This is a genomic window from Devosia naphthalenivorans, from assembly GCF_003056355.1.
Taxonomy (GTDB): domain Bacteria; phylum Pseudomonadota; class Alphaproteobacteria; order Rhizobiales; family Devosiaceae; genus Devosia; species Devosia naphthalenivorans.
Genome location: NZ_PYVW01000004.1, coordinates 55,013 through 81,938, shown reverse-complemented (window position 1 = coordinate 81,938; position 26,926 = coordinate 55,013). Strand labels below are relative to the sequence as shown.

Below are 26,926 nucleotides of genomic sequence, written 5' to 3'. Positions count from 1 at the left end.
TCGTTGGCAGCGTTGCACGAACCGTGCCAGACCAGCTCACAGGGAAATGAGGTCGCTAGATCAAGCGGTTAACGGAAGGCGTCGAGGCGCGCCGCTTGCTGCCGGTCAGCGGTCAGGCTCAAACGATCGTCAGCCTGCCTATTCTGCAGTCATCATGACAAAATTGTTTATTTACTAGGCGGATCGCGCATTGCGAAGTGAACTGGACGGGCGCGATCACGAGCCTAAGATGGGCGGCAGCCAAGGATGGAATCATCGTGGCTAATATCAGGACGATCCGGAGTTCGCATGCCTTCTGCGCTGTTTTACGTTGGTTGCTGCAATCGCCCGTTGGGCTATGTCAAGAACGTCGCCGGCAAGGGCATTTCGGCCTATCGGCTGGACCTGGAGAGCGGCGCTGCGGAAGCCCTGGGCATCACCGAAGGCATCGATAATCCGACATTCCTCGAGGTCGCGCGGGATGGCCGGTCATTGTCGGCGATCAGTGAAGTCGCAGGCTGGAACGAAGGCGATATCGCCGCCTATGCGATCGACTATAACAGCGGCGCGCTGACATACCTCTCCAAGCAGCCGACCCGTGGCGATGGTCCGGCGCACAACAGCCATGATGGTACCGGCCGCTTTGCCGCCATCGCGAATTATTCCGGTCTGCCGGCCGAAGCGCGGCCCAACCAGTCCATCGCCATCTACCCGCGCGACGAAGACGGCACGTTGCGTCCGCCGGTTGCCGAAATCCGCCATCACGGCACGGGCCCCGATGCCGGGCGCCAGGAGCGTCCCCATGCCCATTGCGTGCGCTGGACGCCGGATAACCGCTTCGTCGTCGTGGCGGATCTGGGTATCGATCGCCTGCTGGTCTATCGCTTCGACGAGACAACCGGATCGCTGACCCCGCATGGCGAAACCCTGATGCCGCCGGGCTCCGGGCCGCGTCACTTCCGTTTCCACCCCAGCCTGCCGTTCGCCTATTGTGTGAACGAGCTCACCTGCATCCTGGCAAGCCTTGCCTTCGATGCCGAGGCCGGGACGTTCGACATCCTTGCGATTGAATCCACCATTCTCCAGCCGGGTGAGGGGGATTCGGGCTCGGCCATCGACATCGCTGCTGGCGGCAAGCATCTTTATGTCGGCAATCGCGGCCATGACAGCATTGCGGGCTTCGCCATCGATCAGGGCACGGGCATTGCCCGTTTCATTGGCACGACGCCCTGCGGCGGCCGCGTTCCGCGCGATTTCGCTTTCGATCCGAGCGGGCAGGTGCTGGTTGTGGCCAATCAGGAAAGCGATGTGCTGTCGCTGTTTCGCTACCAGCCCGACACCGGCGCTTTGGCGCCCCTTGGTCAGCCGATCCCCAGCGGATCGCCGACGGCAATCGCATTTCATCCAACGCTCAGGTGAACTCCATGAAGATAGCCCTTACCGGCTCCAGCGGCCTCATTGGGCGGGGCATTACCGCCCTGGCTCGCAAACGCGGGCACGACCTCGTGCTGATCGACCGGATCGCGCCGCCGGAAACCCAGGACAAGGCGCTGCCGTTCATTCTCACCGAAGCAACCGATTACGAGGCGATGGTCGCGGCGTTCAAGGGCTGCGACGCGGTGATCCACATGGCCGCCATTCCTTCGCCGGGCCGCGATCCCGACCACGTCATCCACAACAACAATGTGGTGGGCAGCTACAACGCGCTACGGGCTGCAGCCGAGCACGGCATCACGCGCGTGTGCCAGGCCTCAAGCGTCAATGCTATCGGGCATTCCTATAGCCGCAAGCCGCGCTACGACTATTTCCCGATCGACGAGAAACATCCCAACTACAGCGAAGAACCCTACAGCCTCTCCAAGTGGATCTGCGAGGAACAGGGCGAGGCCTTCGCTCGCCGCTACGAGGACATGTCCATCGCCAGCATGCGCTTCCACTATGTCGCGCCGGCCATCGGACCGGTTGTGACGAGCTTCGCCGGCAATACCAACTACCCCAATTATCTCTGGGCCTGGACCCAGCTGGAAGCCGCTGCCGATGCGTGTCTGCTGAGCGTCGAGAAGCCGTTCAAGGGCCACGAAGCCTTCTATATCGTCTCGCCGATCACCTTCTCCAGGACGCCCAGCCTGGAACTTGCGGGCCGGCATTTTCCTGATGTGCCGGTCACCGGTGATCTGAGCGGCCACAAGAGCTTTTTCAATTCCGGCAAGGCCGAACGGATTTTGGGCTGGAAACATCCGATTATTTCGCCGTAGTGCGCACGGCGGGCTAGCGTGGTCCGCCCGAACTCGATGTCACACCGGCCCTGAGCCGGAGGTGGTTGCTTTGGTCACACGGCGTCATTCCCGCGAACGCGGGAATCCCACTTTTGAGTGCAAATGAAGGAGATTCCCGCGTTCGCGGGAATGACGCGGTGATAGTTGGCAAGCCGGTAGGCCGCTCTATCCCGCACACCGTGCTGCCCTCGGGCTTGCCCCCCTCATCCTGAGCTTGTCGAAGGAGGGCCAGGTTCCGCAAACACACCGCTCCGGCAACGGCTCTCTGACCGGCCCTCGGGTCACGCCCGAGGGCAACACAGCGTTTTTGACTACATCGCGCCACTGGCAAGCGTTCTAGAGGTCGAAGAACCCCATATCCTCCTCCAGCAAATACTTTTTGGCACCCTCCGGATCGATATCCAGCCCCAGGCCGGGTGCTTCCAGCAGGTCGACCATGGAATCCCTGACGATCTCGTCGGGCAGTCCGATCACGATATCTTCCCACCAGGGGTCCGAGGCGCTGGGGTATTCGAAGGCGATGTAGTTGGCGGGCAGCGTGGCGCAGACATTGATGAGCGCGCCCAGTCCAAGGAGGCCGTTGGCCGTGCCGTGCGGGGCCATCATGATCGAATGCATATAGGCGTGCTCGGCCACCCATTTGAGTTCGGCAATGCCACCGATATCAGCTGGGTCGGGTCCGATAACGCGTACCGCCTGCGTTTCGATCAACTCCTTGAAATTGTGCCGGAGGTAGATCTGCTCGCCGGTATGGATGGGCGTTGAGGTGGAAATGGTCAGCTCACGATAGGCCTGCGGATTGACCCATGGGACGTAGTCCCCGGTCAGCATGTCTTCGAGCCACATCAGATTGTATTTTTCGACCGCCTGCGCGAAGCGGATGGCGTCGGGCAGGAACCAGCCGGGGCCGCAATCGAGCGCCAGCGAAACCTTGTCGCCCAGCACTTCCTTCATGGCGATGACGCAATCGAGCATGTGGTTGAAGGCATGCTCGCTGATCTGACCCTGGTCCATTGCGCCGTGAAACAGCGGCGGTTGGCGCACGCCATAGTGAAAATCGGGCACATTGGTCTTCATGTTGGAATGAAAACTGATGCCCTGCTTGACCATGAAGAAGTTCTGCTTCTGCTCCATCATCCATTTGACGTCGGCCGCGTAATCTTCCGGGCGGTCGCCGGTGCGCTTCTGGCGGATCGAGCCATTGTAGACGCGCACCTTGTCCCGCACTTTGCCGCCCAGAAGCTTGTAGGCGGGCACGTTTGCGGCCTTGCCGGCAATGTCCCATAGCGCATGTTCGATGGCGCTCACCGCCGCGCCATAAGGCTTGAAGGAACCGCGCTGGCGGATTTTGAGCATGACGCGTTCCACGTCGGTCGGGTCCTCCCCGATCAGCGCATCCTTGAAGTGCAACACCCAGGGCTTGAGATAGCTCTTGGTGTATTCCACCTCGCCCAAGCCGTAGATGCCCTCATCCGTGACAATCCGGACGATGGGGTGCCGCCCGATAACGGCACAACGCAGATCGGTGATTTTCATTTTTGCTCTCTCAACCTTATATTTGCGGCGTCACAAGGCCCTTGGTCGATACCCTGCCCACCGCGGGGAGGGAGCACTTGGGCGCATGACCGGTGGTGGAGGTGGGATGCTTCCTACTCGCCGGGCGGCACCTCCCCCTTGACGGGGGAGGCTGGGAGGGGCGGCGGTTGGCCCAAATATCGGGGCCAATCATCCCCCACCCTTGATCCCTCCCCGCAAGGGGGAGGGTGTCGACTGAAACAGCGGCAGCAGATTTAACTCCAGGTCCGGTCCCAGGAATATTCCCGATCCCAGTGGTCCGTTGGCTGCCAGATGCCGGTGACTCCCTCCTGCATGTGCTCGGCGATCACTTCGTCGACCACATCGTCGATGCCCAGGCCCGGCTTGTCGGTGAGGGTGATGAAGCCGTCCTTGACCAGCGGCTTGGGTGGTCCGGTGACGACATCGTCCCACCAGGGCACGTCGACCGAATGGTATTCGAGCGCCATGAAGTTCTCGGTTGCAGCGGCGACATGGGCGGCGGCCATGCAGGCGATCGGGCTTTCGGCCATGTGAATGGCCATGGCCACGCCCTTGTCCTGGGCTGCATCGCCGATTTTCTTGGTTTCCAGAATCCCCCCCGAGGTCAGCAGGTCGGGGTGGATGATCGAAATGCCCGAATTGAGGAGCGGCTCGAAGCCCTCCTTGAGGTAGATGTCCTCGCCGGTGCAGATCGGCACCGACGTGGCTTCCTGCAATTGGCGGTAGTGGTCGGTATATTGCCAGGGAATCACGTCCTCGAGCCAGGCCGGTGCGTATTTCTCGATCCGCTTGGCGAGGCGAATGCCGCTCTGCAGCGAAATATGGCCCACATGGTCGATGGCGAGGGGGATTTCGTAGCCGATCACCTCGCGCACTTCGTGGATATACTGCTCGAGCTGCTCCAGCCCCCGCTCGGTGAAGTTGAGGCCGGTGAACGGGTGGCGCACATTGTGGATGTCATAGACGGCGTTGCGCTCGCGCCGGTCTTCCAGCGTCTTGCCGGCGCCACGCTCGGGATGGATGCGATAGCCTTCGAGCGAGCCTGCCGGGGCCACGACCGATCCGGGCGTGTCGACGACCTGCATCAGCCCCAGATCCATCTTGAGGAAGGTGAAGCCCAGATCCATGCGCTCCTTGAGGCGCTTGCCGGTCTCGGTGCCGCTGGCGACGCTGGCGTCGGTGTCGCAATACATGCGAACCTTGTCGCGGAACTTGCCGCCCAGCATCTGGTAGATCGGCACGCCATAGGCCTTGCCCGCAAGGTCCCACAAGGCGATCTCGATGGCGGACACGCCGCCGCCCTGCCTTCCATGCCCGCCGAACTGCTTGATGCGGCGGAACAGGCGGTCGATGTCACATGGATTTTCGCCCAGCAGCCGGCTCTTGAGCATCAGCGCATAGGTCGCGCTGGCGCCATCGCGCACCTCGCCCAGGCCCACAATGCCCTGGTTGGTGTAGATCTTGACCAGCGCAGAAATGAACGGCGCTCCCACGATCTCGGCCACCCGAATATCGGTAATCCGCAAATCGCTGGGCCGCGAGCTCGTGCGCACATTGTTGCCGATCAACTCCTCGGTCTTGAGCGCATCCAGTTCCATCGTCATTGATATTCCCCTCCCTTGGAAAAACCTTGATCTATGTCTGTGCCTTGCGAGCCGCGTTCTGCGCCAGGCGCATGTGCTCGATGATGTGGCGGCCGGAACCCTCGACATGGCCGGAAATGACCTCCGCCGCACGGTCGGCATCCTGCGCGCGGATCGCATCGATCAGCTCGTGGTGCTCGCGCAATACGGCGACGCGGCGGCTGAGCGAGGTCGGAAAGCGGCGGCTGATGGCGCGCAGCACTTCACGATGCCGCCACCACAGGTCCGCCGCGTGGCGATTGTAGTGCCGGTCGTAGAGGACCTCGTGGAAGCGCGTATCGAGCTGGCCGTGCAGGGCCGGATCGGCAAAGTTCAACTCCTCGATCTCTGCCTGGATCGTCTCGAGCTGCTTGATGTCGGCCTCGGTGGCGATGGAAACGAACCAGCGCGTCAGCGCGGGCTCGATCAGGGCCGCGATTTCGATGATGTCGCGCACGAAATTCTCGTCGATGGGCCGCACGCGCGCACCGCGATTGGGCTCCATGACGACGAAATCTTCGCCCCGGAGCTGCTGCAGCGCCTCGCGGATCGGATTGGTGGAGGTGCCGTAGCGCGCTGCCAGGTCGGCGATCTTGAGGCGCTCATTGGGCCCGAGCTTGCCCGAAATGATGTCTTCCCGGATCAGCTCGTAAACTGACGCGGGTATCGGTTCGACATCGATGCGGGCTGTGGGCCTGGTGTCCATACTGCCTCTCTAGGCCGCGATCACACGCAAGCCAAGCAGTTTTGCACATGATAGAAGAAAAATAATGTACGATCTAACTTGTATTGACAGACGAGTTTAGCTCTGGAACTGTCCTGTGTGGGAGACATGGGCAACAAGCCCGGCCCCGAGGAGGCGCAGCCAAAAGCTGCGAGGAAGCCCTGGTTCGGCCGAGGGGGCTGGACGGTCCTTCCGCTTGTGAGGAGGAATATCGATGTCGAATACGCAGGGCCGCCCCGCGCGGCCGCGCTCGCCGACTCGTCGGCAGATTACCGCCATTGCCATGGCGGCAGTTACGACCGCATCCCTTATGTCCAGCACCGCCTACGGCCAGAGTGTCGATCTGAGCCAATGGTCACCCGAATATATCCGCTCGATCGCCGGCACCGAGACCTACGATACGGCCGGGCACTGCGCCAGCGTGGTGCCGCTCGATTATACGGGGCGGCTGACCTATTGGTGGACCGGCCCGACCGAAGCCTCGCCCCAGATCGAGCACGAAATCAACGATGCCTTCTGGGCCGCATGGGCCGAAACCTACCCTAATATCGAAACCGACGCGCAGAACATCGACTACAACCAGCTGCTCGACCGGCTGCGCACGACGCTGTTGGGCAACGCCGCGCCGATGGTGATCCGCCTGCAGATCCTGGGCGGTGTGGAATTTGCCTCCAAGGGCTACTTCCAGGAGCTCAAGCCCGAGGACATCGGCTACGAAACCGCCGATTTCTGGCCCGGCGCCATGAAGTCCGTCACCTGGGATGGCACGACCTACGGGGTGCCGACCAACAACGAAACCATGGCGATGATCTGGAATGCCGACATTTTCGAGCGGGCCGGCCTTGACCCTGAAGCGCCGCCCGCCACCTGGGCGGATGTCGTCGAATATTCCAAGAAGATCCATGACGAGCTGGGGATTTCGGGATACGGGCTCGTGGCGCGCCAGAACGCCGGCAACACCCCGTTCCGCTTCATGCCGCAACTCTGGGCCTTTGGCGGTGGCGCGCTGGACGAAGCCGAGGAAACCCCCAGCTACGAACAGGTTTATCTCGACAATGACGGCACCAAGGCCGCCCTGCAGGCCGCCTACGACATGTATGTGCGCGATAAATCGGTGCCCACATCGGCCCTGACCAATACGCAGAACGAAAACCAGGCGCCGTTCATCGCTGGCCAACTGGCCATGATGATCGCCCACCCATCGGAATACGCCAAGATGGTCGATCTTGCCGGCCAGGCAACCGGCGCCGACAAGGAAGTGGCCGACACGGTGGTCGAGAACATGCGCTACGGCCTCATCCCGGAAGGTCCGGAACGCCGCGCTGTGGTGTTCGGCGGCTCCAACATGCACTTCATCAATGATGAATATGTCGAAGGCGGGTTCGACGAACAGGCGGCCAAGGCTATCGCCTGCTTCTGGAACAGCCCTGAATGGTCGACCAAGCTGGCCTGGACGGGGTCCAACCCGGGCAACCTTGCCGGTTTCAAGACCGAATGGATGAAGGAGCGTCTGGACACCATCAAGTTCCTCGACGTCACCACCTCCATGCTGCCCAGCGGCATTCCGTTCCCGGTCATCCCCGAAGCCACCGAGATCATGAACATCATCGTTCCCGATATGCTGCAAAACGTGTTGACGGAACGCATGGCGGTCGATGAAGCGGCAGCCGATGCGGCAGCCAAGGTGGAATCCCTGCTCGGGGGCGGGCTCTAATCTGCCCTGACCGTCCCAGTCGACACCTCCCCCTCATGAGGGGGAGGATCAAGGTGGGGGTGGATTGACCCGGATATCCGGGCTCTCACCTCCCCTCCCAGCCTCCCCCGCCGAGGGGGAGGAGCCGAACTGCGATTGTTGAAACAATTGGCGGCGTACGCGCCGTCGATCCCTCGACCAGGCAAGAAAGGACGGCTCCGTGAGCATTGCGACCGGACAGGCCACGCGCCCGCTGATCGGCCAGGTGGCGAAACGGCCAAGCATTCTCAGCCGCGTCATCGCCCACCGCACAGATTATCTCTATGTGCTGCCGGCCATTATCGTCATGCTAGTGGTGATTGCGTTTCCCATCTACTACACGATCGAGCTGAGTTTCTTCCGCACCCCGCCCAATCTGCAGATGCGGGACAAGATCTGGACCGGCATCGACAATTACCGCACGGTCCTCAGCTCCTCGGTGTTTCACGAGGTGACCATCCAGACCATAATCTGGACCGCCGCCTCCACCTTCTTTGCCTTCCTGCTCGGGCTTGGCGCGGCGCTGTCGCTGCATCGTGAGTTCATCGGCCGCGGCGTCATGCGCGCCCTGCTGCTGATCCCCTATGTCATCAGCGCGGTGGCCGCCTCCTATGTGTGGAAATGGCTCTACCACTCCGATTTCGGGGTTATCGGCGCCATCTCGGTGCAGCTGGGCTTCACCGACGAGCCGATCAATTTCCTCGATAACCGCCAAACGGTCCTCGCCTCGCTGATCGTGGTCAATATCTGGAAGGAGTTTTCCTTCGCCATGGTCATGCTCATGGCGGGCCTGCAGACCGTGCCCGATCAGCTCATCCGCGCCGCCCAGGTCGATGGCGCCAATGCCTGGAACCGCTTCTGGCACGTGACCTTCCCCCATTTGAAGGGCGTCTCCATGGTCACCGTGCTCCTGCTGATGGTGGCCAATTTCAACTCCTTTATCATCCCCTTCGTGATGACTGGCGGCGGGCCTGCCGACGCCTCGCACATCTGGATTACGCACATTTATCAGCTCGCCTTCGGCCGTCAGCAATGGGGCATCGCCTCGGCCTACGCGGTGATCCTGTTCGTGGTCATGATGGCGCTGGGTTATTTCTACGTGAAAGCGCTGACGCGCGGCGACGAAGCGAGGGCAGGGTGATGACTATGCTGTGGCTCGCAATGTGTCAGTCGTCTCCCCCCCCCCTGCGGGGAGGGATCAAGGGTGGGGGTGGTTTGGCCGCGATATTCGGGCTGTCGCACCCCCTCCCTCATTCCCTCCCCGCAAGGGGGAGGGAGGCTCGGCCGGCCCACGCTGCCGCTTCGTGCCACCGGCCGCATGCAATTGCCCTGCGCTTGAGGGACGAGTCCGGTCGGCGATTGCCGGACTCATTCCCAGGAGCCCACCCATGACCGACATAACCCTCCAGCGAACCCGCCCCGTCGTCAAAAAGCCCATCGACTGGTGGCGTTGGGCCGGGCGGTTCTTTCTCACCTTCCTTTTGATCTTCACCGTGCTGCCCATGGCCTGGATGATCCTGACTTCGGTGAAGTCCCAGTTCGCCGCCATGCAATACCCCCCGCAATGGTGGCCGGCCGAGCCGACGCTCAACAATTATTTCAAGCTGCTCGATCCCACCAATCGCGTGGGCGCGGATTTCCTGCGCTACTTCTGGAACAGCTTTTACGTTTCGCTGCTGACCACCATATTGGGTGTCGTGGTCGCCGTGCCCGCCGCCTACGCGTTCTCGCGCTTCCGCTTTCCCGGCCGCAACTTCCTGTTTTTTGGCGTCTTGGTGCGCAACATGTTTCCGGCGGTGGTGTTCCTGATGCCGCTGTTCCTGCTGATGCGCTGGTTGGGCCTGGTCAATACCCACGGCTCGCTGATCCTGACCTATCTGACCTTCGGCCTGCCGCTCTCGATCTGGCTGCTCAAGGGGTTCTACGACAATATCCCGATCCAGCTCGAACAGGCCGCCCGGATCGACGGCGCCACGCGCTTCCAGGCGTTCCTCCTGATCGTCATGCCGCTTTCGACCCCCGGCATCATCGCCACCTCGATCTTTTCCTTCATCGGCGCCTGGAACGAATACGTCTACGCCTACACCTTCCTGTCCCGCGACGACCAGATGACGCTGCCGGTGGGCATCCAGCGCTTCTTCACCGAATTCGCGACGGACTGGCCGGGCCTGATGGCCGCAACCTTCATGATGAGCGTGCCCGTGGTCGTGCTCTTCCTCGTCCTGCAGAAATACTTCGTCCGTGCCCTCACCGAAGGCGCCGTCAAACACTAAAGGAACTTGCCGATGGCTGAGATCGTCCTCCAGCGTGTGATGAAGAATTATGGCCCGCTCTATGCGGTCAACGATGTGTCCCTGACCGTCAATGACGGCGAATTCGTCGCCCTGGTCGGCCCCTCCGGCTGTGGCAAGACCACGACACTCAATCTTATCGCGGGACTGCTGCCGATGTCGGGCGGCGACATCGTCATCGGCGATCGCGTGGTCAACGATCTCGACCCCAAGGACCGGGACATCGCCATGGTGTTCCAGAATTACGCGCTCTATCCCAACAAGACCGTGTTCAAAAACCTGGCCTTCCCGCTGCAGATGCGCAAGCTGCCGAAAGACCAGATCGACCAGAAGGTCAGGGATGCGGCCAAGCTGCTCGACATCACCCATCTGCTCGAGCGCAAGCCGCGCGAACTCTCGGGTGGCCAGCAGCAGCGCGTCGCGTTGGGACGCGCCCTGGTGCGTGACCCGGCGGTGTTCCTGATGGACGAGCCGCTCTCCAACCTCGACGCCAAGCTGCGCGTACAGATGCGAAGCGAGATCAAGCGCTTCCACCACAACCTCAACGCCACCATCGTCTATGTGACGCACGACCAGCTCGAGGCCGTCACCATGGCCGACAAGATGGCCGTGATGAATGGCGGTTTCCTGCTGCAATACGACACCCCGGCCAACGTCTTCGCCAATCCCATCAATACCTTCGTCGCCAGCTTCATCGGCAGCCCCGCCATGAGCCTCATTCCGCTCGAAGGCGTCACCAGCGGCACCGACGCTTCCCTGCGTAGCCCCGAAGGTTGGGAGCTTCCCCTTTCGCCCATGAACGCGCGCAAGGCCGCGAGTTCCACCACCAGCAAGATCGTGCTCGGCGCCCGCCACTCCACCCTCAAGCTGCACAAGACGCAGGTGCCTGGCTCCGTGCCCGGCAAGGTCTATACGGTGGAGCCCACGGGCGACGTCACCTTCGCGCAGGTGTTCATCAATGGCGCGGTGGTCAATATCTCGGTCGAGCCCAGCGTCGTCATCCATCCCGACGAGCAGGTGTTCATCGAGTTCGACCAGGAGCGCATGCACCTGTTCGACGCAGAAACCACCATGGCGCTACAGGCGGCTTGAGGAAGTACGTCGATGATGACGGATGTCTTGCCCCGGTCGCTTCAGTCGACACCCTCCCCCTTGCGGGGAGGGATCAAGGGTGGGGGCAGGTTGGCGCGATGCCATCAAAAGCGCCGTGCTGCCCTCGGGCTTGACCCGAGGAACAGCCGGGGAGCCCTTGCCGAAGCGGTTGTGCTTGGGGGAAATGGCCCTCGGGTCAAGCCCGAGGGCAACGCGGTGGGTGGGATAAATCTCATCCATGCGGCCAAGGTGAATGCTCCGCCCATCAAGGGGGAGCTACCGTTCAATGGCGAGGCAGCCACCTGCCATGTGACCACCCCATGAAAATCACCGCCATCATCCCTTACCCAGTCTGGGTCGGCATCCGAAACCAGCTCATTGTCAAGATCGAGACCGACGAAGGCATTTATGGCTGGGGTGAGAGCGGACTTTCCGGCCGCGAAAAGGCCGTGCTCGGCGCCATTGAGCACTATCGCGAGTTCCTGCTTGGCCGCGATCCCATGCGCATCGGCGCGCTGTGGCAGGAGATGTATCGCAGCCAGTATTTCGAGGGCGGCCGCGTGCTCACCGCCGCCATTTCTGCCATCGACATCGCCCTGCACGATATCAAGGGCAAGGCGCTCGGCGTGCCGGTTTATCAACTGCTCGGCGGCAAGCAGCGTGACCGTATCCCCACCTTTGCCACGACGCGCGGGCCCTGCGGCCCTGAAATGATCGAGCAGGCCAGGGAGCTTGTGGCGCTCGGCTGGGACACCATTCGCCTGTTTCCGCATGGCCACGGAAATCCCGAAATCTACGAACCGCGCCAGAGCATCGGTGAAACCGCCAAATGGTGCACCAGGGCGCGCGAGGAACTGGGTGCCGATGTGGTTCTTGGCGTCGATTACCATCACCGCCTTTCCGTGGCTGAGGCCGCCAGCTTCTGCCAGAAAATGCCCTCCGGCACGCTCGATTTCCTGGAAGAGCCCATTCGTGACGAAACGCCGGAGGCCTACGAAGCCCTGCGCCGGATGACCGGTGTGCCCTTCGCCATCGGCGAGGAATTCGCCAGCAAATGGCAGTTCCTACCCTATATCGAACGGGACATTCACCAGTTCAACCGGATCGACGTTTGCAATGTCGGTGGCCTGACCGAGGCGATGAAAGTCGCCGGCTGGAGCGAGGCGCACTATGTCGACATGATGCCGCACAATCCGCTCGGCCCCATCTGCACGGCGGCCACGATCCACTTTTCGGCGGCAGTCGCCAATTTCGCCTGGCTCGAAACCCGCGCCTCCCCGGGCGAGCTTTATCACGGCTTCGACAATGCCGAGATTTTCACCACCCAGCCCATGCTCAACGGCGCCGTCTTCGACGTCAGCGACGCGCCCGGGTTGGGCGTCGAGGTCAACGAGGACCTGGTGAAGCAGCAGACATTCAAATTCTGGGAAGCACCGCATCTGCGGCGCACAGATGGTTCAGTCACCAATTGGTAGAGACAAAATCATGACGCATACGCCTGGCATCACACGGCCCTCCAAAGACCTCATCCAGGCTGTCCTGGCGGTCGGGGCGGCATCGGCTTCCTCGACGCTCGCCCATATGGGCATCCGCAATTGCCACATTCAGGGGCCGGTTGCCTTCTCGCCCGGCAAGGCGATTTGCGGGCCCGCACTGACGCTGCAGTTCATGCCAAAGCGCGAAGATCTCTACAACGAAACCGAATATGCCGATCCTGAAAAGCAGTTGCACCGCCATGTGCTCTATCATGTGGAGGCGGGCGATATCGTGGTGGTGGACGCGCGGGGCGACATGTCCTCGGGGGTTTTCGGGGATATGATGTCGACCTATTTCAAGGGCCGCGGCGGCGCCGGCATGGTGATCGACGGGTGCCTGCGCGACCAGCCGAACCTCAAGAAGCTCGATATCCCGATCTGGATTCGCGGCTGGACGCCAAACTTCCACACCCAGACCAACCTCATGCCCTTTGCGGTCAACACGCCTATCGCCTGCGGCGGCGTCACCGTCATGCCCGGCGACATCATCATCGCCGACGACGATGGCGCAGTCTGCGTTCCGGCGCATCTGGCCGAGCAAATGGTGCAAAACGCCAGCAAGCAGCACGACTGGGAAGATTTCTCACGCATGAAGCTGATGGCCGGCGAGCCACTCCAGCGCTATTACCCCCTGCACGACGACGCCCGTCCGGAATACGACGAATGGCGGAAGGTCAATCCCATCAAGGTGCCGGGGCATTAGGGTAGACTTCTGACTCCAGCCGCCCAGTAGACCTCACCCTGACCCTTCGACAAGCTCAGGATGTCGAAGGGCGGGGCCGTGGCACCTTCCGCGCAAAGACCTCGTGGTTCGACAAGCTCACCATGAGGTCTGCCATGGCCTAGCCCCGCCACTGCGGCAGCGGCTCTGCCAGCGTTTGCAGCGTATCCACCTCGGCACCCGCGATCCGCTGCAGCAGCAATCGCGTCAGCTCGCCTCCGGCCGAAAACACATCCTCGCGGATGCTGTCCAGCGCCGGAAACAGCGTGGGCAATATGCCCGAGGTCTGCTTGTAGACCAGGTGCACATCCCGACCCAGCACCAGCCCGCCATCCTGCAGGCCGCTGACCAGCGAGATCGTGCGCATTTCGCTATCGGAGATGATGCCGTCCGGCCGGTCGGGGGACTGGGCCAGTTCCAGCGCCAGCTTGCGCGTCTCGGCGGGCGCCATCCCTTGGGTGTTTTCCAGCACCTGCGTTTCAATCCCGGCACGGGCGGCGGTCTTGTGAAAGGCGGTGACGATGTTGTGGTAGTTGGTGGTGCTGTCGTCCCCGATCACCAGCATCACCTTGCTGCAGCCCTTGCTCGCCAGCCGCTCGACGGCCATGGCAGCGAAGGCCTCCGAGTGAAAGTCATGGTAGGGGTGGGGGGTATAGAACTCCGTGCGCCCGTGGCTGACGAAGGGAAAATCGGCGTCGATCATCATCTGCACGCGTTTGTCGCGCGGCCCGGTATGGGTGATGATGACGCCATCGGCCGTCCGGTTATCCAGCACATAGCGGATCGTATCGGCCGACAGGTGCCGCTCGAATTCGGGGATCACCGTCAGATGGTAGCGCGTGCCCTTGATGGCGTGCCCGATTCCCTGGATCATCTGGCGGGCAAAATCGATGGAATCTTCGGCCCCATCCAGCACCAGCGCGATCACGTTGGTCTTGCCAGTGCGCAGGCGGACGCCCGCGCGATCGGGAATATAGCCCAGCGATTTGGCGGCTTCGGCGACCTTGTCGCGCGTTTCCTGCTTCAGCGTGGTGCCGCCGCGCAACGACAGCGAGACCGTCGAAAGGCTGAGCCCGGTCACCTCCGCAATGGTGCGCAGTGTCACGCGCTGGCCTTGTCCGGCGCCGCGGCCGTCCGATGTGGTCTTGCTGCTCATTAATTCGTCATCCCCATGCCCGTTTTACACAAAGACTTCGAGAAACCCAACAGGCCAATTTTGCAACGATATAGCTAGGCAAATGGCGGACGGAAATCGCTTCAGAGGCTATAAGCGTCTGTATTTGAAGGGTTATAATGAATAGACGTCACTATCACTGACCCAGCAGAGAAACACGTTGCAACGTTGCATCTCTTGTGTTTACCTCGCTGCTGTCCGGAATGGAGGTTCCGGCAGGGGCCGCCCGTCAACAGGTGGCGCGAGCAAACAAGGAGGAGTGGATGCTCAAACGAGGTTTTCTGACCACGGTGGCCGCATTGTCGCTGATTGCAGCGGCTGCGATACCGGCGCGTGCCGAAGTATCGATCATGTACATGGAATCCTTCGCGGCCCTGATCGAGTCAGGGATCGAGAAGTTCGAGGCCGAGACGGGGGAAACCGTCAACGCGATCAAGCTGCCGGGGCAGGGCTATGACCAGCGCATCGCGCTCGATCTGAGTGCCGGCACCGCCGCCGACGTCAATCTGATCGACAGTTTCATGGTGAGCGAACTGGCGTCCGCCGGCTATCTCGAGCCGCTGGGCGCCATGGCTGCCGAATGGGACCAGTACCAATACTATCTCCCGGGCCTGCTCGAAGTCGCCTCCTACCAAGGCGAAGTCTATGCCCTGCCCACCGATACCGACGTGCGCATGCTCTGGTACGATAAATCCAATTTCGAAAAAGCCGGCATCGCCATGCCGTGGGAGCCCAAGAACTGGGCCGACATTCTCGATGCCGCGCAAAAGCTCAAGGACGCGGGCGTGCAATACCCGTTCCAGCTTCCCGCCGGCACCAAGCAGGCGGAAGCCGCCACCATGCAGGGCGTCTACATGGCTCTGCTTGGCGCCGACGTTCCCGAAGACGATCGCAATCGCCTGCTCAACCGCGAAACCAACCAGTGGATCGGCGACAGCCCGGCGCTGCGCCGCACTTTCGACCTTTACCACCAGGTTTATGTCGAGCGTGAGCTGAACCCGGCCGATCTCAACTACGCCACCGATATCTCCGCCGCCGTCCGCCAAGCCCTGGCCGATGACAACCTAGGCATTCTCGCCTCCGGGTCGTGGGAAGATGCATGCCTGTGGGATTGCAACAACCCACCCAGCCGCGAAGAACGCGACGCCCAGGTCGGCTGGACCCCATGGCCCGGCTCGGGCGAACCCGGCACTAAGGAAACCACCAATATTTCTGGGGGCTGGACCCTTGGCATCAACGCCAATGCCGCCGACAAGGACATGGCCTTCAAGCTCGTGACTGCCATCTTCGACGAGGAGAACTTCAAGGCCTGGACGCTCGCCAACCACCGCATGGCCGTGCGCACCGACATTTCGGAATCGCCGGAATATACCGAGGACCCATTCCTCGCTGAAGCAACCGCGCTCGCGGCTGACACCACCGGCCGCGATACGGTTCCCGGCTACCAGACCGTTTCCGCCCTCATCCAGCAGGCAACCGCCGATATTCTCGACGGCGCCTCGGCCGAGGACGCGATCCAGGAATACCATGACGCCCTGGTGGACGAGTTCGGCGAGGAAAACGTCATCACCTACGAATAAAACAGGTCCCTCCCGACGCGGCGGCGCCCAGTGTCCTCCGGGTGCCGCCGTGGCGGAGGTTTTCCACCGAGCTGTCACCCCTGCCTTGAGCCGGGGCCCATCTCGATATCTCGCAACAGCCCCAGGTGGTTCGAACAAGCATCTCAAGATGGATCCCGGGTCGAGCCCGGGATGACACCGAGTGTGTTGAGGGACTGAGTGAATGAGTAACCGCCCATGAAAAACCAGGCCAATCCCTGGCTCACCAGCAATCTCCTCGTTCTGGGTCTTGGCATGTTGCCGGCGATGCTCCTGGTCGGGGCGCTGCTTTATTTCACGGCCTGGGCCTTTGCCTTCTCCTTCACCGATCTGGCTCTGGTGGGCCGCAAGGCTGTTGAATGGAGCTGGGTGGGTTTCGAAAATTACGAGCGCCTGTTTACCCGCCGCGGTTTCCTTGAATCGCTCTGGACCACGGTCATCTTCGTTTTCTTCTCCGCCATTGTCGGCCAGTCCGTGCTCGGTTTTCTTCTCGCCGCGGCACTGCGCGGCAGTGCTTCTTCCATCAGGAGCGTGGTGGAAGTCTGCATCATGCTGGGCTGGCTCCTGCCTGATATCGTGGCGGCATTCCTGTGGTCGGCCACAACCAACCAGACCGGCCTCATCAACCAGCTGATCGTGGTGCCGCTGGGCTTCCCGCCGATCAATCTCATCAACGACTATGCGTTGCCCGTCGTCACCATCGCCAATATCTGGAAAGGCACGGCTTGGTCCTATCTGCTGTTCTCGGCGGCGCTCGACTCCATCTCCCGCGAAGTCGTTGAAGCCGCAAAGGTCGACGGTGCCACCCCGTTCCAGCGCATCTGGCTGGTCATGCTGCCCATCATCCGACCCCACATCGCCACCAACATGCTGTTCATCACCATCTGGACCTTCACTTATTTCCCGCTGATCTTTGCCATGACCGGTGGTGGTCCGGGCACGCAAACGCAAACTCTCGCCGTCTACCTCTATCTCCAGAGTTTTTCACGCGGCAATCTGGGCTACGGCAGCGCCATTTCGGTCGCCATGCTCGTCATCGTGGGTGTGCTGTCACTGTTCTATCTGCGCCTGTTGCGGGAGCCTAAATAATGGAAGCCAATCCCGCCCATTCCCGCCTCACCGCCATCGCACTGGCCTTCATGGCAGTGATCTGGGTCAGCCCTTTCTCCTGGCTGTTCCTCAACGCCTTCAATACGGCGTCCACCGGCCAGCTCGAAATCCCCAGCGCTGTCGGCCTCGACAATTTTGCCCAGGCCGTCAGCGGCAATGCCGGCCGGCAATTCCTCAATTCCATGCTGATTGCGGCAGGCACCGCCACGCTCAGCGTCGTGATCGGCATAGCCGCCGCCTATCCGCTTTCCCGCCTCAAGATACCGGGTCGCAATGCGTTCCTGTGGACGCTGGTGCTCCTGCGCATGCTGCCTTCGGCGGGCGTTCTCGTGCCCCTATATTTCGCGGCTCAGCGCGGGGGGCTGCTCAACCAGTTCGGCGTCATTATCGCCCTAACGATTTTGAACCTGCCGTTCACCCTGCTGCTGCTCAAGAACTTCTTCGATACGGTCCCGATCGAGCTTGAAGAAGCCGCCTATGTCGAAGGGGCTTCCCTCTTTCAGATCGTCACCAAGATCGTGCTGCCCATGTCGCGCGCCGGCATTGCCGTGGTCTGGTTTTTCTCTTTCACCGGCGCATGGAACGAGTTCCTGCTGCCGTTGATCTTTGCCCGGGTGCAGGATGCCTTCCCCATGTCGGTGGGGCTTTACGCAGCATTCGGGCAGCAGGGGGCCGTCGACTACGGTTTCCTTGCCGCCTATTCGATCATCTACGCAGCGCCGGCGGTCGGCGTCTATTTTCTATTGCGGCGGAACATGAACACAGGGTTCGCCGGTGTCGGAGTTAAAGGATGACTTATTCCAATCCCCTCTCATCCAAGCTTGCCCTGGGGGACGATGACCTCAAGATGGAGGGAAAGCTGCTCCGGCTCTGCGCCGACCTGCAGTGCAAGATCCTGACGCCGATTGCCGACGCGCCTTTCCAGTGGCATGTGCAGCGCGCCGACGTTTCTACCGAACAAGCACTGGCCGACGATTGGCAGGCATGGGAAAAATTCGGCCCCCATTCCGTCTGGGCCAAGAAGCAGGGCCACACCTGGTTTGCCGCTGAAGTTACCGTGCCGGAGGCCGCCGCCGGCCAGACGCTGGTGCTCAAATTCACCAGCCAATGGCAGGACCGCCCCGGTTCGACCGATCCGCAATGCCTTGCCTATATCGATGGCAAGATCGCCCAGGCGCTGGATGGAAACCACACCGAACTGGTCATCGAACGCGACGCCAAGCCGGGCAATACGCACACGCTGCTGCTCAACGCATTCACCTTCTTCGAGCGACCCCTGGTCGGCTTCACGGTCGAGTTCTTCGTACGCAATGAGCGCGCCGAGAAACTCTACTACGACCTGCAAACCCCGCTCGACGTGGCCATTCGCCTGCACCAGTCCGACCCGCGTCGTCATGCCATTCTGGCCATCGTTGACCGGGCGCTTCGTGCGCTGGATCGGCGTGGCGCTCACACCGAAGCTTTCGCCGCATCGCTCGGGGATGCCGAAAGGATCGCGGCCGAAATCTACGAGATCATCGATACCGAAACCCAGCCGCAGATTACCGCTGTCGGCTCGACCCATCTGGATGTCGGCTGGCTCTGGCGCGTCATGCACACCCGCGACAAGACCGGTCGCTCCTTCGCCACGGTGCTCAACCTCATGGAGGAGTACCCCGAATTCATCTTCATGTATAACCAGTCGGTGCTCTTCGATTTCCTCAAGAAGGACTATCCAGAGCTTTGGGACCGCATGCTCGCCAAGGTCAAATCCGGCCAGTTCGAGATCGAAGGCGCCATGTGGGTGGAGCCGGACGTCAACATCGTCTCAGGCGAATCCCTTGTTCGCCAGATCATGCGCGGCCGCCGCTTCCACCTTGAGCATTTCGGCGTCGACCCCAGGACGGTATGGCTGCCAGATACATTCGGCTATTCGGCGAACCTGCCGCAGATCATGGACAAGTCGGGGCTGAAATACTTCGTCACGTCCAAGCTCAGCTGGAACGACACCGACCGTCACCCATACGACAGCTTCCACTGGCGCGGCATCGATGGCACGGTCACCAAGGCGCAACTGATCACTGCCCAGCGCTTTGAAAGCGATGAGATTTTCACCACCTATAATGGCGATCTCTCCGTTTCGGAAACCATGGGCGCCTGGAAACGCTATGAGCCCAAGGCGGTCCACGACGAGGTCGTCATGTCCTATGGCTATGGCGACGGCGGCGGTGGCCCCACGCGCGGCATGATCGAGCGCGGCATTCGCCTGCAGCGCGGCATTCCCGGGGCGCCTCGCGTCAAGCTCGAAGGCATCGTGCCGTTCCTCGATCGGCTCGGCGCCAAGATGGACGCGCCCGGCAATAAGTTTCCGACCTGGAATGGCGAGTTGTACCTGCAATATCACCGTGGCACGCTGACCTCGGTTGCCAAGAACAAGGCCAATAACCGCCGCGCCGAACGCATGCTGCGCGAGCTCGAATTCCTTGGCGCGATGGCGTTGAGCCAAACCGGCGCAGCCTATCCCACTGATACGCTCGCCGAGTTTTGGGAACTGGTACTGATCAACCAGTTCCACGACATCCTGCCGGGGACCTCCATTCCCGAAGTCTACGTCGATAGCGACAACGAGTATGGTCAGATTTTCTCGACCCTCGGCTCGCAAAACGGGCCCTGGCACGCTGCGGCGCAGGCGTTCAGCAAACCCGGCGCCGACCAGCTGCGCCTGTTCAACTTCACCGGCCAGACCCGTTCGGGTCTTGTGACCATTGGCGGCGCGCCGGATCTTGAAGGTCTCTCACTCGCGACGGCCAGCGGCACCCATCCGGTGCAGGCCATTACCCGCGCGGATGGGGCGACCGAACTCGTCTCGCCCGTGTCCGACATTGCGCCCTTGGGCTGGACTGCGGCGCAACTCGTTTCCGGCGGCGCTGCCAACACCAGCTCCACGCTGTCGGTTTCTAGCACCCATCTGGAGAACGAACTGCTCCGCGTCACCTTCGACAAGTCAGGTGAGATCACCTCCGTCTTCGACAAGACGCGTGACCGTGAGACACTCGCCGCGGGCGAAAGGGCCAACCGCCTCATCGCCTATGAAGACAAGCCGATGGAATGGGACGCCTGGGATATCGACCGCTATTTCGAGGAGCAGTTCTGGCCTTTGGCTGACGGTAAGTCCACTATTTCCGTGGTCGAAACCGGCCCGCACCGCGCCGCTATCCGCGTCGAACGTGAGTATCAAGCCTCAAGGATCGTGCAGGTCATTTCCCTCGCCGCCGGAGCCCGCCAGGTTGAGTTCGATACCTTTATCGACTGGCAGGAGCGCCAGACGGTGCTCAAGGCGCAGTTTCCGTTCGACCTCAATACCTCCGAAATCCGCTCGGAAATCCAGTTCGGCCATGTCAGGCGCCCGACCCACCGCAACACCTCGTGGGACAAAGCACGCTTCGAAGCCTCCATGCACCGTTGGGTCGATTTGAGCGAAGCAGACTTCGGTATTGCCCTGCTCAACGACTGCAAATACGCCTATGACTGCTTCGAGCAATCCGTCCGGCTGACCCTTGTCCGTGGCTCCACCTTCCCGAGCCCCGATGCTGACCTGGGCGAACACCGCCTGCGCTATGCGCTGTTCGTCCATGACGGCGTCGCCGACCTCGCCGACGTCCATCGCGCCGCCGAACGCTTCAACAATCCTGTCGCGGTCATCGGCGAACTGAAGGCCGCTGCCGCTGCCGCCACTGATCTCAGCAGTTTCAGCTTCGCCAGCGTCGACCAGCCCAACGTCACGCTTGAAACCGTCAAGAAGGCCGAGAAGTCCGACGCCATCGTGCTGCGCATCTTTGAGCACGCCAATATCCGTGCCGAGGCCACCATCACTTTCGGCGTTCCGGTCAAATCTGTCCGCAGCGTCAATTTGATGGAGGAGGGGGAGGGCAAGCCGCTGGAGCTGAGTGGCAACAGCGTCACCCTCTCGCTCCGCCCCTTCGAAATCGCAACCCTGCTGATCGAAACCTGAGGAGCCCGCCATGGCTGAAGTCTCCCTGCGCGGCATCCGCAAATCCTACGGCAACCTCGAAGTCGTTCACGGCGTGGACCTCGACATCGCCTCGGGCGAGTTCGTGGTCTTTGTCGGTCCATCCGGCTGCGGCAAGTCAACGCTGCTGCGCATGATCGCCGGGCTGGAGCCGATTTCGGGCGGGGAGATTTCCATCGGGGGGAGGGTGGTCAATGACGTACCCTCGCCCCAACGGGGCATCGCCATGGTGTTCCAGAGTTATGCGCTTTACCCGCATATGAGCGTCTACGACAACATGGCCTTCGGCCTCAAACTGGCCAAAACGCCCAAGGAGGAGGTCGACACGCGCGTTCGCGAAGCTGCGCGTATTCTCCAGATCGAAGACTATCTCGACCGCATGCCCAAGGCCCTTTCCGGTGGTCAGCGCCAGCGCGTTGCCATCGGCCGCGCCATAGTGCGCAATCCCCAGGTGTTCCTGTTCGACGAACCCCTTTCCAACCTCGACGCGTCGTTGCGCGCCCAGACCCGCATCGAGATCGCCAAGCTGCACGAAACGCTCGACGCCACCATGATCTACGTCACCCACGATCAGGTGGAAGCCATGACCCTGGCCGACCGGATCGTCGTGCTCAATGCCGGTCGTATCGAGCAGGTCGGCACCCCGCTCGAGCTCTACCGCAACCCGGTCAACACCTTCGTCGCCGGCTTCATCGCCAATCAGCGCATGAACTTCCTTGACGTCACGCTCGATGCTAACAGAATGCTAACCAATTCCCCCAAGCTGCGGCAGTTGATCGAGGGTCGCGCGGGCGTCAGAACCATCGGCATTCGCCCCGAACATGTCACCCTGGCCAGCCCCGAAAGGGCTGACCTCACCGGTACCCTCGCGGTGATCGAACAGTTCGGTGAATACGCCCTGGCCTATGTCGAGATCGGCACCGGGGACCTCATGACCATCAAGCTCGACGGCGCCCCGGACCTGCAACTGCACCAGCCCATTCATATGGCCATTCCGTCCGAAGCCCTGCACCTGTTTGACGAAGCCGGCCGCGCCCTGCGCTGATCGGCACCCCCTCTTGCCCAATCGGTTCTAGTCACTATTCGCCAACGAGCCCAGAAAGCCCGCAACGGCGGAGGTTTGCTTGGCGATCTGGGTTGGTGCGGCATTATTGGTCTCGGTATTTCTGACCTCGACCCTGTCGGGCGTGTTCGGCATGGCGGGGGGCCTGGTTCTCCTGGGCATTCTGCTGGCCATCCTGCCCGTCGGCACTGCCATTGCCGTGCAAGGCGCCATTCAGATCGTCGCCAATGGCTCTCGCGCAGTCCTGTCCCGCGCCTTCATCGATTGGGCCATTTTGGGCTATATCTGCCTGGGGCTGCTCTTAGCCGGTATCGTGCTGTTCATCGTCCGCTACACGCCTGATCTTGCAACGGTTTGCATCACCATCGGCCTGTTGCCGATACTGGTCTGGATCCCCAAAGGCTGGCTGGCGCTCGACGCGAGCAAGCCCCATCACGCGATCCTTTGCGGTATCCTGGGTGGTGGGCTCAACCTGGCGGTGGGCGTTTCCGGCCCCACCGTCGACATCTTCTTCATCCGCACCCAAATGGATCGCCGCAAGATCATTGCTACCAAGGCTGCGACACAGGTCGTGTCCCACGCTGCGAAGGTGGTTTTCTATTGGAACGCCACCATGGTGCTGACGCCGCTCGAATGGGGTGCCATCGCTCTGGCCGCACCGTTTGCCATCGCGGGCACCAGCGCCGGACACTGGATTTTGCAGCGCCTGACCGATGCCAATTTTCGAGCCTGGACCCGTTGGATCGTAACAGCAATCGGGATTTTCTATCTTGCCCGCGGCATTTTCTTGCTGATCTGAGCTTGTCGGCTATGTTGCCGCTCATCTGGGGAGATGACATGGCACCATTCGACAGCGTCACGGCGCGCCTGATCCTGCTTTTGGCCGATACCGGCTCCATCGGCCGCGCCGCCGAGCGCGAGGGCATTGCTTCATCGGCGGTGAGCCGCCGTGTGTCCGATCTCGAAAGCCGCCTGGGCGTAGTACTGTTCGACCGCTCGGCGCATGGCGTCAAGCTCACCACCGCGGGGGAGGCCTATGCCGAGGGCTGCCGCACGGTGCTGCGCGCCATCGCCGACCTCGACGCCGTCATGGCCGATTTTGGGTCCGGCCAGCGCGGCAGCCTGCGCCTTGCCTGTACCAGCTCGGCCCTCACCGGCCGCTTGCCTGAGCTTTTGGCGCGTTACGCCGCCAAGCACCAGGGCATCCGGATCGACATTCAGGAAACCGGCGCCGCCAAGGCCTTGCTGTCGCTCGACGAAGGCCGGGCCGATATCGCCATCGTCTCCGATCATTATGATTTCACCCGGTTCGAGATCAAACCTTTCGAGGATGATCGGGTCTGGGTTCTGGCCCCGCCCGATCATCCCCTTGCCAGCCAGATCCAGCCGCGCAAGGACATCGCCTTCGATACCGTGATCGACTATCCAATGGTTGGCATCCACCACACCGGCTCGCTGGATCGGCTGGTCGGGGAAGCCGCCAAGAAGGCTGGCAAACCGATCAACACCACAGTCAGCGTCGAGAGCTTTCCGGCCCTGGTGCGCATGGTGGAAGCCGGTTTCGGCATCGGGTTCCTGCGCTCGACCAGCCTGCACCTCCTGGCCGGAACCGACCTGGTCTGCGCACCCCTGGCCGAACCCTGGGCGTTGCGGCAACTGCTCGTGGCGCGTCGCAAATCGAGCCCGCTTTCGGCGGCCATGAAGAGCTTCATCACGCTCTGCAGCGATACCTATGTGCCCAGTGTGCCCACGCCGCGACAAGACGGCCATTGAGCGCAGCGCAAAACCCGCATACGACTTCTCCTATGAGCAAGCAGCGCAGCATGATGAGAGAGATCGGAACGGCTTTCGCCGTGCTGGCGATCTATCTGCTCACCATTCTTGCTCCGCTGCACGAGGCGCGCGCCAGCCAGCTGGCCTTCGAGAAGCTGGGTTACTCCACCATCGAAACGGGCTGGGTGCTCTGCACGCCGCAAGGCACGACCGGCGGCGACGGTGAGATCCTGGTCAGCAAATGCCCCGCTGCGGGCATCGGCAAGCATGATCTGGCCCTTCCAACCCTTGCGTCCGCGCCGTTCGCCCATGATTTGCCGGTAAAGCTGGCATGGCTGCCCCAGGGCGCTTCGGCTATTTCGCCACCGCTCCTTCTGGCGCCACACGGGCCCCGAGGCCCTCCAGCCAAGGCCTGAACTCCGGCCACGCGGCCTCTTCAGCTATCCTGAAACTGGACCTATATCATGCTCCGTACCATTCGCGCCGCCGCTGCGGCTGCCCTTCTGCTTGTCACCCCCACCTTCGCCCATGATGGCGTCATCCATCTTGGCCCCATCAATATCTCGAGCCCATTCAGCCGCGCGACCCTGCCCAATGCGCCGGTCGGCGGTGGCTTTCTGAGCATCGAGAACACCGGCACCGAAGATGATCGGCTCGTCTCGGCCGCGTCGAGCATCGCCAAGGACACCCAGATCCACGAAATGGCCATGGAAGGCGACGTCATGAAAATGCGTCACCTGGGAGAGGGCCTTGTTATCCCGGCCGGGGAAACCGTCGAATTGGCGCCTGGCAGCCTTCACATCATGTTCATGGGCCTCAACGGCGCTTTCGTCGAAGGCGAGACGGTCACCGTGACCCTGACATTCGAGAAAGCCGGCACGGTCGATGTCGAACTGCCGGTTCTGGGTGCAGCCGCCCGCGAAGCCGCGCACACAATGGATCATTAGCCATGGCCATCAAGACCGTTCGTATCGGGCTCTGGATTGCAGTTGCGGTCCTGGGGCTCGGGATAGCCAGTGCGGCGCTGTTCCTGCGGCCGCAGCAGCCAGCAGCCTCCACCTTCGGCAGCGGCGTCTATAGCCTCGTCGACCAGGACGGCGCTCCGGTTGACCAGGACATGTTCGAGGGACATCCGTCCGTCCTGTTCTTCGGCTTCACCCATTGCCCTGAAGTCTGCCCCACCACCATGGCCGAAATGTCGACCTGGTTCGAGCAACTGGGCGAAGAGGGCAGCGACTTGCGCGGGTATTTCGTTTCCGTCGATCCTGAGCGGGACACGCCTGCTATCCTCGGTGACTATGTGAGTTGGGTGTCCGATCGCATCACCGGCATTACCGGCACGCCTGAGGAGATCGCCAAGATCGCCAAGGCATGGGGCGTCTACTACGAGAAAGTGCCGCTCGAAGGGGAAGACTACACCATGGACCATACCGCCTCGGTGTTCCTGCTCGATACCAAGGGGGAATTTCAGGGCACCATAGCCTATGGCGAAGACAGCACCGTCGCCGTGCAGAAGCTGCGCAATCTGCTGGCTAAAAGCTGAATTCATGGCTCGGCCGGCTACCCTCCGGCCGGGCTGCATTTAAGATGATGTGGATCATCATATTAAGTTTTGACACTCCTGCCGGGGCTGGTTAGTAAGCCGACAAGTGCATTCATGTTTTGCGCTACTCTTTTGTCCGCCTCGAATTGGAAGTCGCTGTGAAGCTCACCCCCACCTCTGCCATTCTGGCCGCGCTTGTCGCTGGCGCCATGTCCGTTACCGCTCTCCCGGCCTTTGCGCAGGAAAAGACCATCACGCATGCGCAGGGCGAAACCACCATCACCGGTGTGCCGAGCAAGGTGCTGGTCTCAGATTGGGCAGCGTTCGACAATCTGACGGCGCTGGGTATCCCCGTCGCCGGCGTTCCGGGCTCCAACGCCCCCGCCTATCTGGCCGACAGCGTACCCGCTGACGCGCTCAAGATCGGTTCGCTCCAGGAGCCCGATTTCGAAGGCATCGCCGCCGCCGAAGCCGACCTTTATATCGTCGCCTCCCGTTCGCGCACGGCCTATCCGACCGGCTCCGAAATCCTGCCCACCATCGATCTGTCGGTTTCCAATGCCGCTCTGGTCCAGGGGGTGGAAGACAACATCACCAAGCTCGGCGAGATTTTCGGTGTCGAGGACAAGGCCGCCGAGCTGATCAGCAATCTCGATGCCAAGGTCGCTGAAGTGAAGGCCGCAGCCGAAGGCAGGGGCTCGGCACTGGTGCTGGTGACCAATGCCGGAAATGTCGGCGTCTATGGGCCCGACAGCCGCGTTTCCTGGATTCACAACGAAATCGGCATGCCTTCGCCCATGAGCGAAGTCGATGATGGCGACCACGGCGGCGACACTGTTTCGTTCGAATTCATCCTTGAGGCCAACCCGGACTGGCTCTTCGTGATCGACCGCGACGCCGGCGTTGGCGAAAGCACGGGCGCTGCTGCCGCGCTGCTCGACAACGAACTGGTCAACCAGACCAAGGCCTCCCAGGAAGGTCACATCGTTTACCTCGACCCGCAGGCCGCCTACATCACCATGCATGGCTATTCGGGTTTGATGCTGCTGCTCGACCAGGTTCTGGCTGGTCTCAACGCCTGATCTGACCGCCTAACAATCTTGGCCCGGCGGTTTGCCCGAACCGCC

General features: G+C 61.7%; 23 protein-coding genes. 19 read left to right on the top strand and 4 right to left on the bottom strand.

Features of this window, described 5'->3' with window-relative positions:
• Positions 1 to 288 precede the first annotated feature (288 nt).
• Positions 289 to 1,398: a lactonase family protein gene (locus C8264_RS07695; RefSeq protein ID WP_162783509.1), complete on the top strand. Its 1,110-nt coding sequence runs from the start codon at positions 289 to 291 to the stop codon at positions 1,396 to 1,398.
• 5 nt (positions 1,399 to 1,403) lie between these two features.
• A complete protein-coding gene (locus C8264_RS07690) occupies positions 1,404 to 2,234 on the top strand; it encodes an NAD-dependent epimerase/dehydratase family protein (RefSeq protein ID WP_108460398.1) in 831 nt (276 codons plus the stop codon).
• 357 nt (positions 2,235 to 2,591) lie between these two features.
• Here the strand turns inward: C8264_RS07690 and C8264_RS07685 are convergent, their stop codons facing one another.
• From C8264_RS07685 to C8264_RS07675, 3 genes are all read right to left on the bottom strand, one after another.
• Positions 2,592 to 3,791 carry a mandelate racemase/muconate lactonizing enzyme family protein gene (locus C8264_RS07685; protein WP_108460397.1) on the bottom strand — a complete coding sequence of 400 codons (1,200 nt, stop codon included), beginning with the start codon at positions 3,789 to 3,791 and terminating at the stop codon, positions 2,592 to 2,594.
• 254 nt (positions 3,792 to 4,045) lie between these two features.
• Positions 4,046 to 5,410 carry a mandelate racemase/muconate lactonizing enzyme family protein gene (locus tag C8264_RS07680; RefSeq protein WP_108460609.1) on the bottom strand — a complete coding sequence of 455 codons (1,365 nt, stop codon included), beginning with the start codon at positions 5,408 to 5,410 and terminating at the stop codon, positions 4,046 to 4,048.
• A 37-nt stretch (positions 5,411 to 5,447) separates the two neighbouring features.
• The gene (locus C8264_RS07675) at positions 5,448 to 6,140 is read right to left on the bottom strand and encodes a GntR family transcriptional regulator (RefSeq protein WP_108460396.1); all 693 of its coding nucleotides are present in this window, start codon (positions 6,138 to 6,140) and stop codon (positions 5,448 to 5,450) included.
• Between the two features lie 301 nt (positions 6,141 to 6,441).
• On the opposite strand from C8264_RS07675, the gene C8264_RS07670 reads away from it, so the two are divergent.
• From C8264_RS07670 to C8264_RS07640, 6 genes are all read left to right on the top strand, one after another.
• On the top strand, positions 6,442 to 7,872 hold the full coding sequence (locus C8264_RS07670; protein ID WP_245892996.1) for an extracellular solute-binding protein: 1,431 nt from the start codon (positions 6,442 to 6,444) through the stop codon (positions 7,870 to 7,872).
• A gap of 199 nt (positions 7,873 to 8,071) precedes the next feature.
• Positions 8,072 to 9,031 (top strand): carbohydrate ABC transporter permease, encoded by a 960-nt coding sequence (locus C8264_RS07665; protein WP_425430670.1) that lies wholly within the window; start codon positions 8,072 to 8,074, stop codon positions 9,029 to 9,031.
• A gap of 247 nt (positions 9,032 to 9,278) precedes the next feature.
• On the top strand, positions 9,279 to 10,163 hold the full coding sequence (locus C8264_RS07660; RefSeq protein WP_108460394.1) for a carbohydrate ABC transporter permease: 885 nt from the start codon (positions 9,279 to 9,281) through the stop codon (positions 10,161 to 10,163).
• 12 nt (positions 10,164 to 10,175) lie between these two features.
• The gene (locus C8264_RS07655; RefSeq protein WP_108460393.1) at positions 10,176 to 11,273 is read left to right on the top strand and encodes an ABC transporter ATP-binding protein; all 1,098 of its coding nucleotides are present in this window, start codon (positions 10,176 to 10,178) and stop codon (positions 11,271 to 11,273) included.
• A gap of 320 nt (positions 11,274 to 11,593) precedes the next feature.
• A complete protein-coding gene (locus tag C8264_RS07645) occupies positions 11,594 to 12,748 on the top strand; it encodes a mandelate racemase/muconate lactonizing enzyme family protein (protein ID WP_108460391.1) in 1,155 nt (384 codons plus the stop codon).
• A 10-nt stretch (positions 12,749 to 12,758) separates the two neighbouring features.
• Entirely contained in the window at positions 12,759 to 13,511 is a 753-nt protein-coding gene (locus C8264_RS07640) for a ribonuclease activity regulator RraA (RefSeq protein WP_108460390.1), read from the top strand.
• A gap of 139 nt (positions 13,512 to 13,650) precedes the next feature.
• Here C8264_RS07640 and C8264_RS07635 read toward each other — a convergent pair whose 3' ends face one another.
• Positions 13,651 to 14,685 (bottom strand): LacI family transcriptional regulator, encoded by a 1,035-nt coding sequence (locus C8264_RS07635; RefSeq protein ID WP_108460389.1) that lies wholly within the window; start codon positions 14,683 to 14,685, stop codon positions 13,651 to 13,653.
• 281 nt (positions 14,686 to 14,966) lie between these two features.
• Between C8264_RS07635 and C8264_RS07630 the strand changes: the two genes are divergently transcribed.
• The 11 genes from C8264_RS07630 (at position 14,967) to C8264_RS07580 (ending at position 26,881) form a co-directional block, all read left to right on the top strand.
• Complete coding sequence (locus tag C8264_RS07630) at positions 14,967 to 16,283, top strand: extracellular solute-binding protein (RefSeq protein WP_162783508.1); 1,317 nt, start codon at positions 14,967 to 14,969, stop codon at positions 16,281 to 16,283.
• Positions 16,284 to 16,499: 216 nt separating this feature from the next.
• Positions 16,500 to 17,390 (top strand): carbohydrate ABC transporter permease, encoded by an 891-nt coding sequence (locus tag C8264_RS07625; protein WP_108460387.1) that lies wholly within the window; start codon positions 16,500 to 16,502, stop codon positions 17,388 to 17,390.
• Positions 17,390 to 18,205 carry a carbohydrate ABC transporter permease gene (locus C8264_RS07620; RefSeq protein ID WP_108460386.1) on the top strand — a complete coding sequence of 272 codons (816 nt, stop codon included), beginning with the start codon at positions 17,390 to 17,392 and terminating at the stop codon, positions 18,203 to 18,205. The genes C8264_RS07625 and C8264_RS07620 overlap by 1 nt, the downstream gene beginning before the upstream one ends.
• Positions 18,202 to 21,402, top strand: coding sequence for a glycoside hydrolase family 38 N-terminal domain-containing protein (locus C8264_RS07615; protein WP_108460385.1), 3,201 nt, complete (start codon positions 18,202 to 18,204; stop codon positions 21,400 to 21,402). The genes C8264_RS07620 and C8264_RS07615 overlap by 4 nt, the downstream gene beginning before the upstream one ends.
• A gap of 10 nt (positions 21,403 to 21,412) precedes the next feature.
• Positions 21,413 to 22,465 (top strand): ABC transporter ATP-binding protein, encoded by a 1,053-nt coding sequence (locus C8264_RS07610; RefSeq protein WP_108460384.1) that lies wholly within the window; start codon positions 21,413 to 21,415, stop codon positions 22,463 to 22,465.
• A gap of 79 nt (positions 22,466 to 22,544) precedes the next feature.
• Positions 22,545 to 23,282: a TSUP family transporter gene (locus tag C8264_RS07605; RefSeq protein WP_108460383.1), complete on the top strand. Its 738-nt coding sequence runs from the start codon at positions 22,545 to 22,547 to the stop codon at positions 23,280 to 23,282.
• Positions 23,283 to 23,320: 38 nt separating this feature from the next.
• On the top strand, positions 23,321 to 24,256 hold the full coding sequence (locus tag C8264_RS07600; protein WP_162783507.1) for a LysR family transcriptional regulator: 936 nt from the start codon (positions 23,321 to 23,323) through the stop codon (positions 24,254 to 24,256).
• A gap of 50 nt (positions 24,257 to 24,306) precedes the next feature.
• On the top strand, positions 24,307 to 24,672 hold the full coding sequence (locus tag C8264_RS07595) for a hypothetical protein (protein WP_162783506.1): 366 nt from the start codon (positions 24,307 to 24,309) through the stop codon (positions 24,670 to 24,672).
• Between the two features lie 48 nt (positions 24,673 to 24,720).
• Complete coding sequence (locus C8264_RS07590; protein ID WP_108460380.1) at positions 24,721 to 25,203, top strand: copper chaperone PCu(A)C; 483 nt, start codon at positions 24,721 to 24,723, stop codon at positions 25,201 to 25,203.
• A gap of 2 nt (positions 25,204 to 25,205) precedes the next feature.
• A complete protein-coding gene (locus C8264_RS07585; RefSeq protein WP_108460379.1) occupies positions 25,206 to 25,799 on the top strand; it encodes an SCO family protein in 594 nt (197 codons plus the stop codon).
• A gap of 158 nt (positions 25,800 to 25,957) precedes the next feature.
• Positions 25,958 to 26,881, top strand: a complete 924-nt coding sequence (locus tag C8264_RS07580; protein WP_245892981.1) for a siderophore ABC transporter substrate-binding protein — start codon at positions 25,958 to 25,960, stop codon at positions 26,879 to 26,881.
• Positions 26,882 to 26,926: the final 45 nt, after the last annotated feature.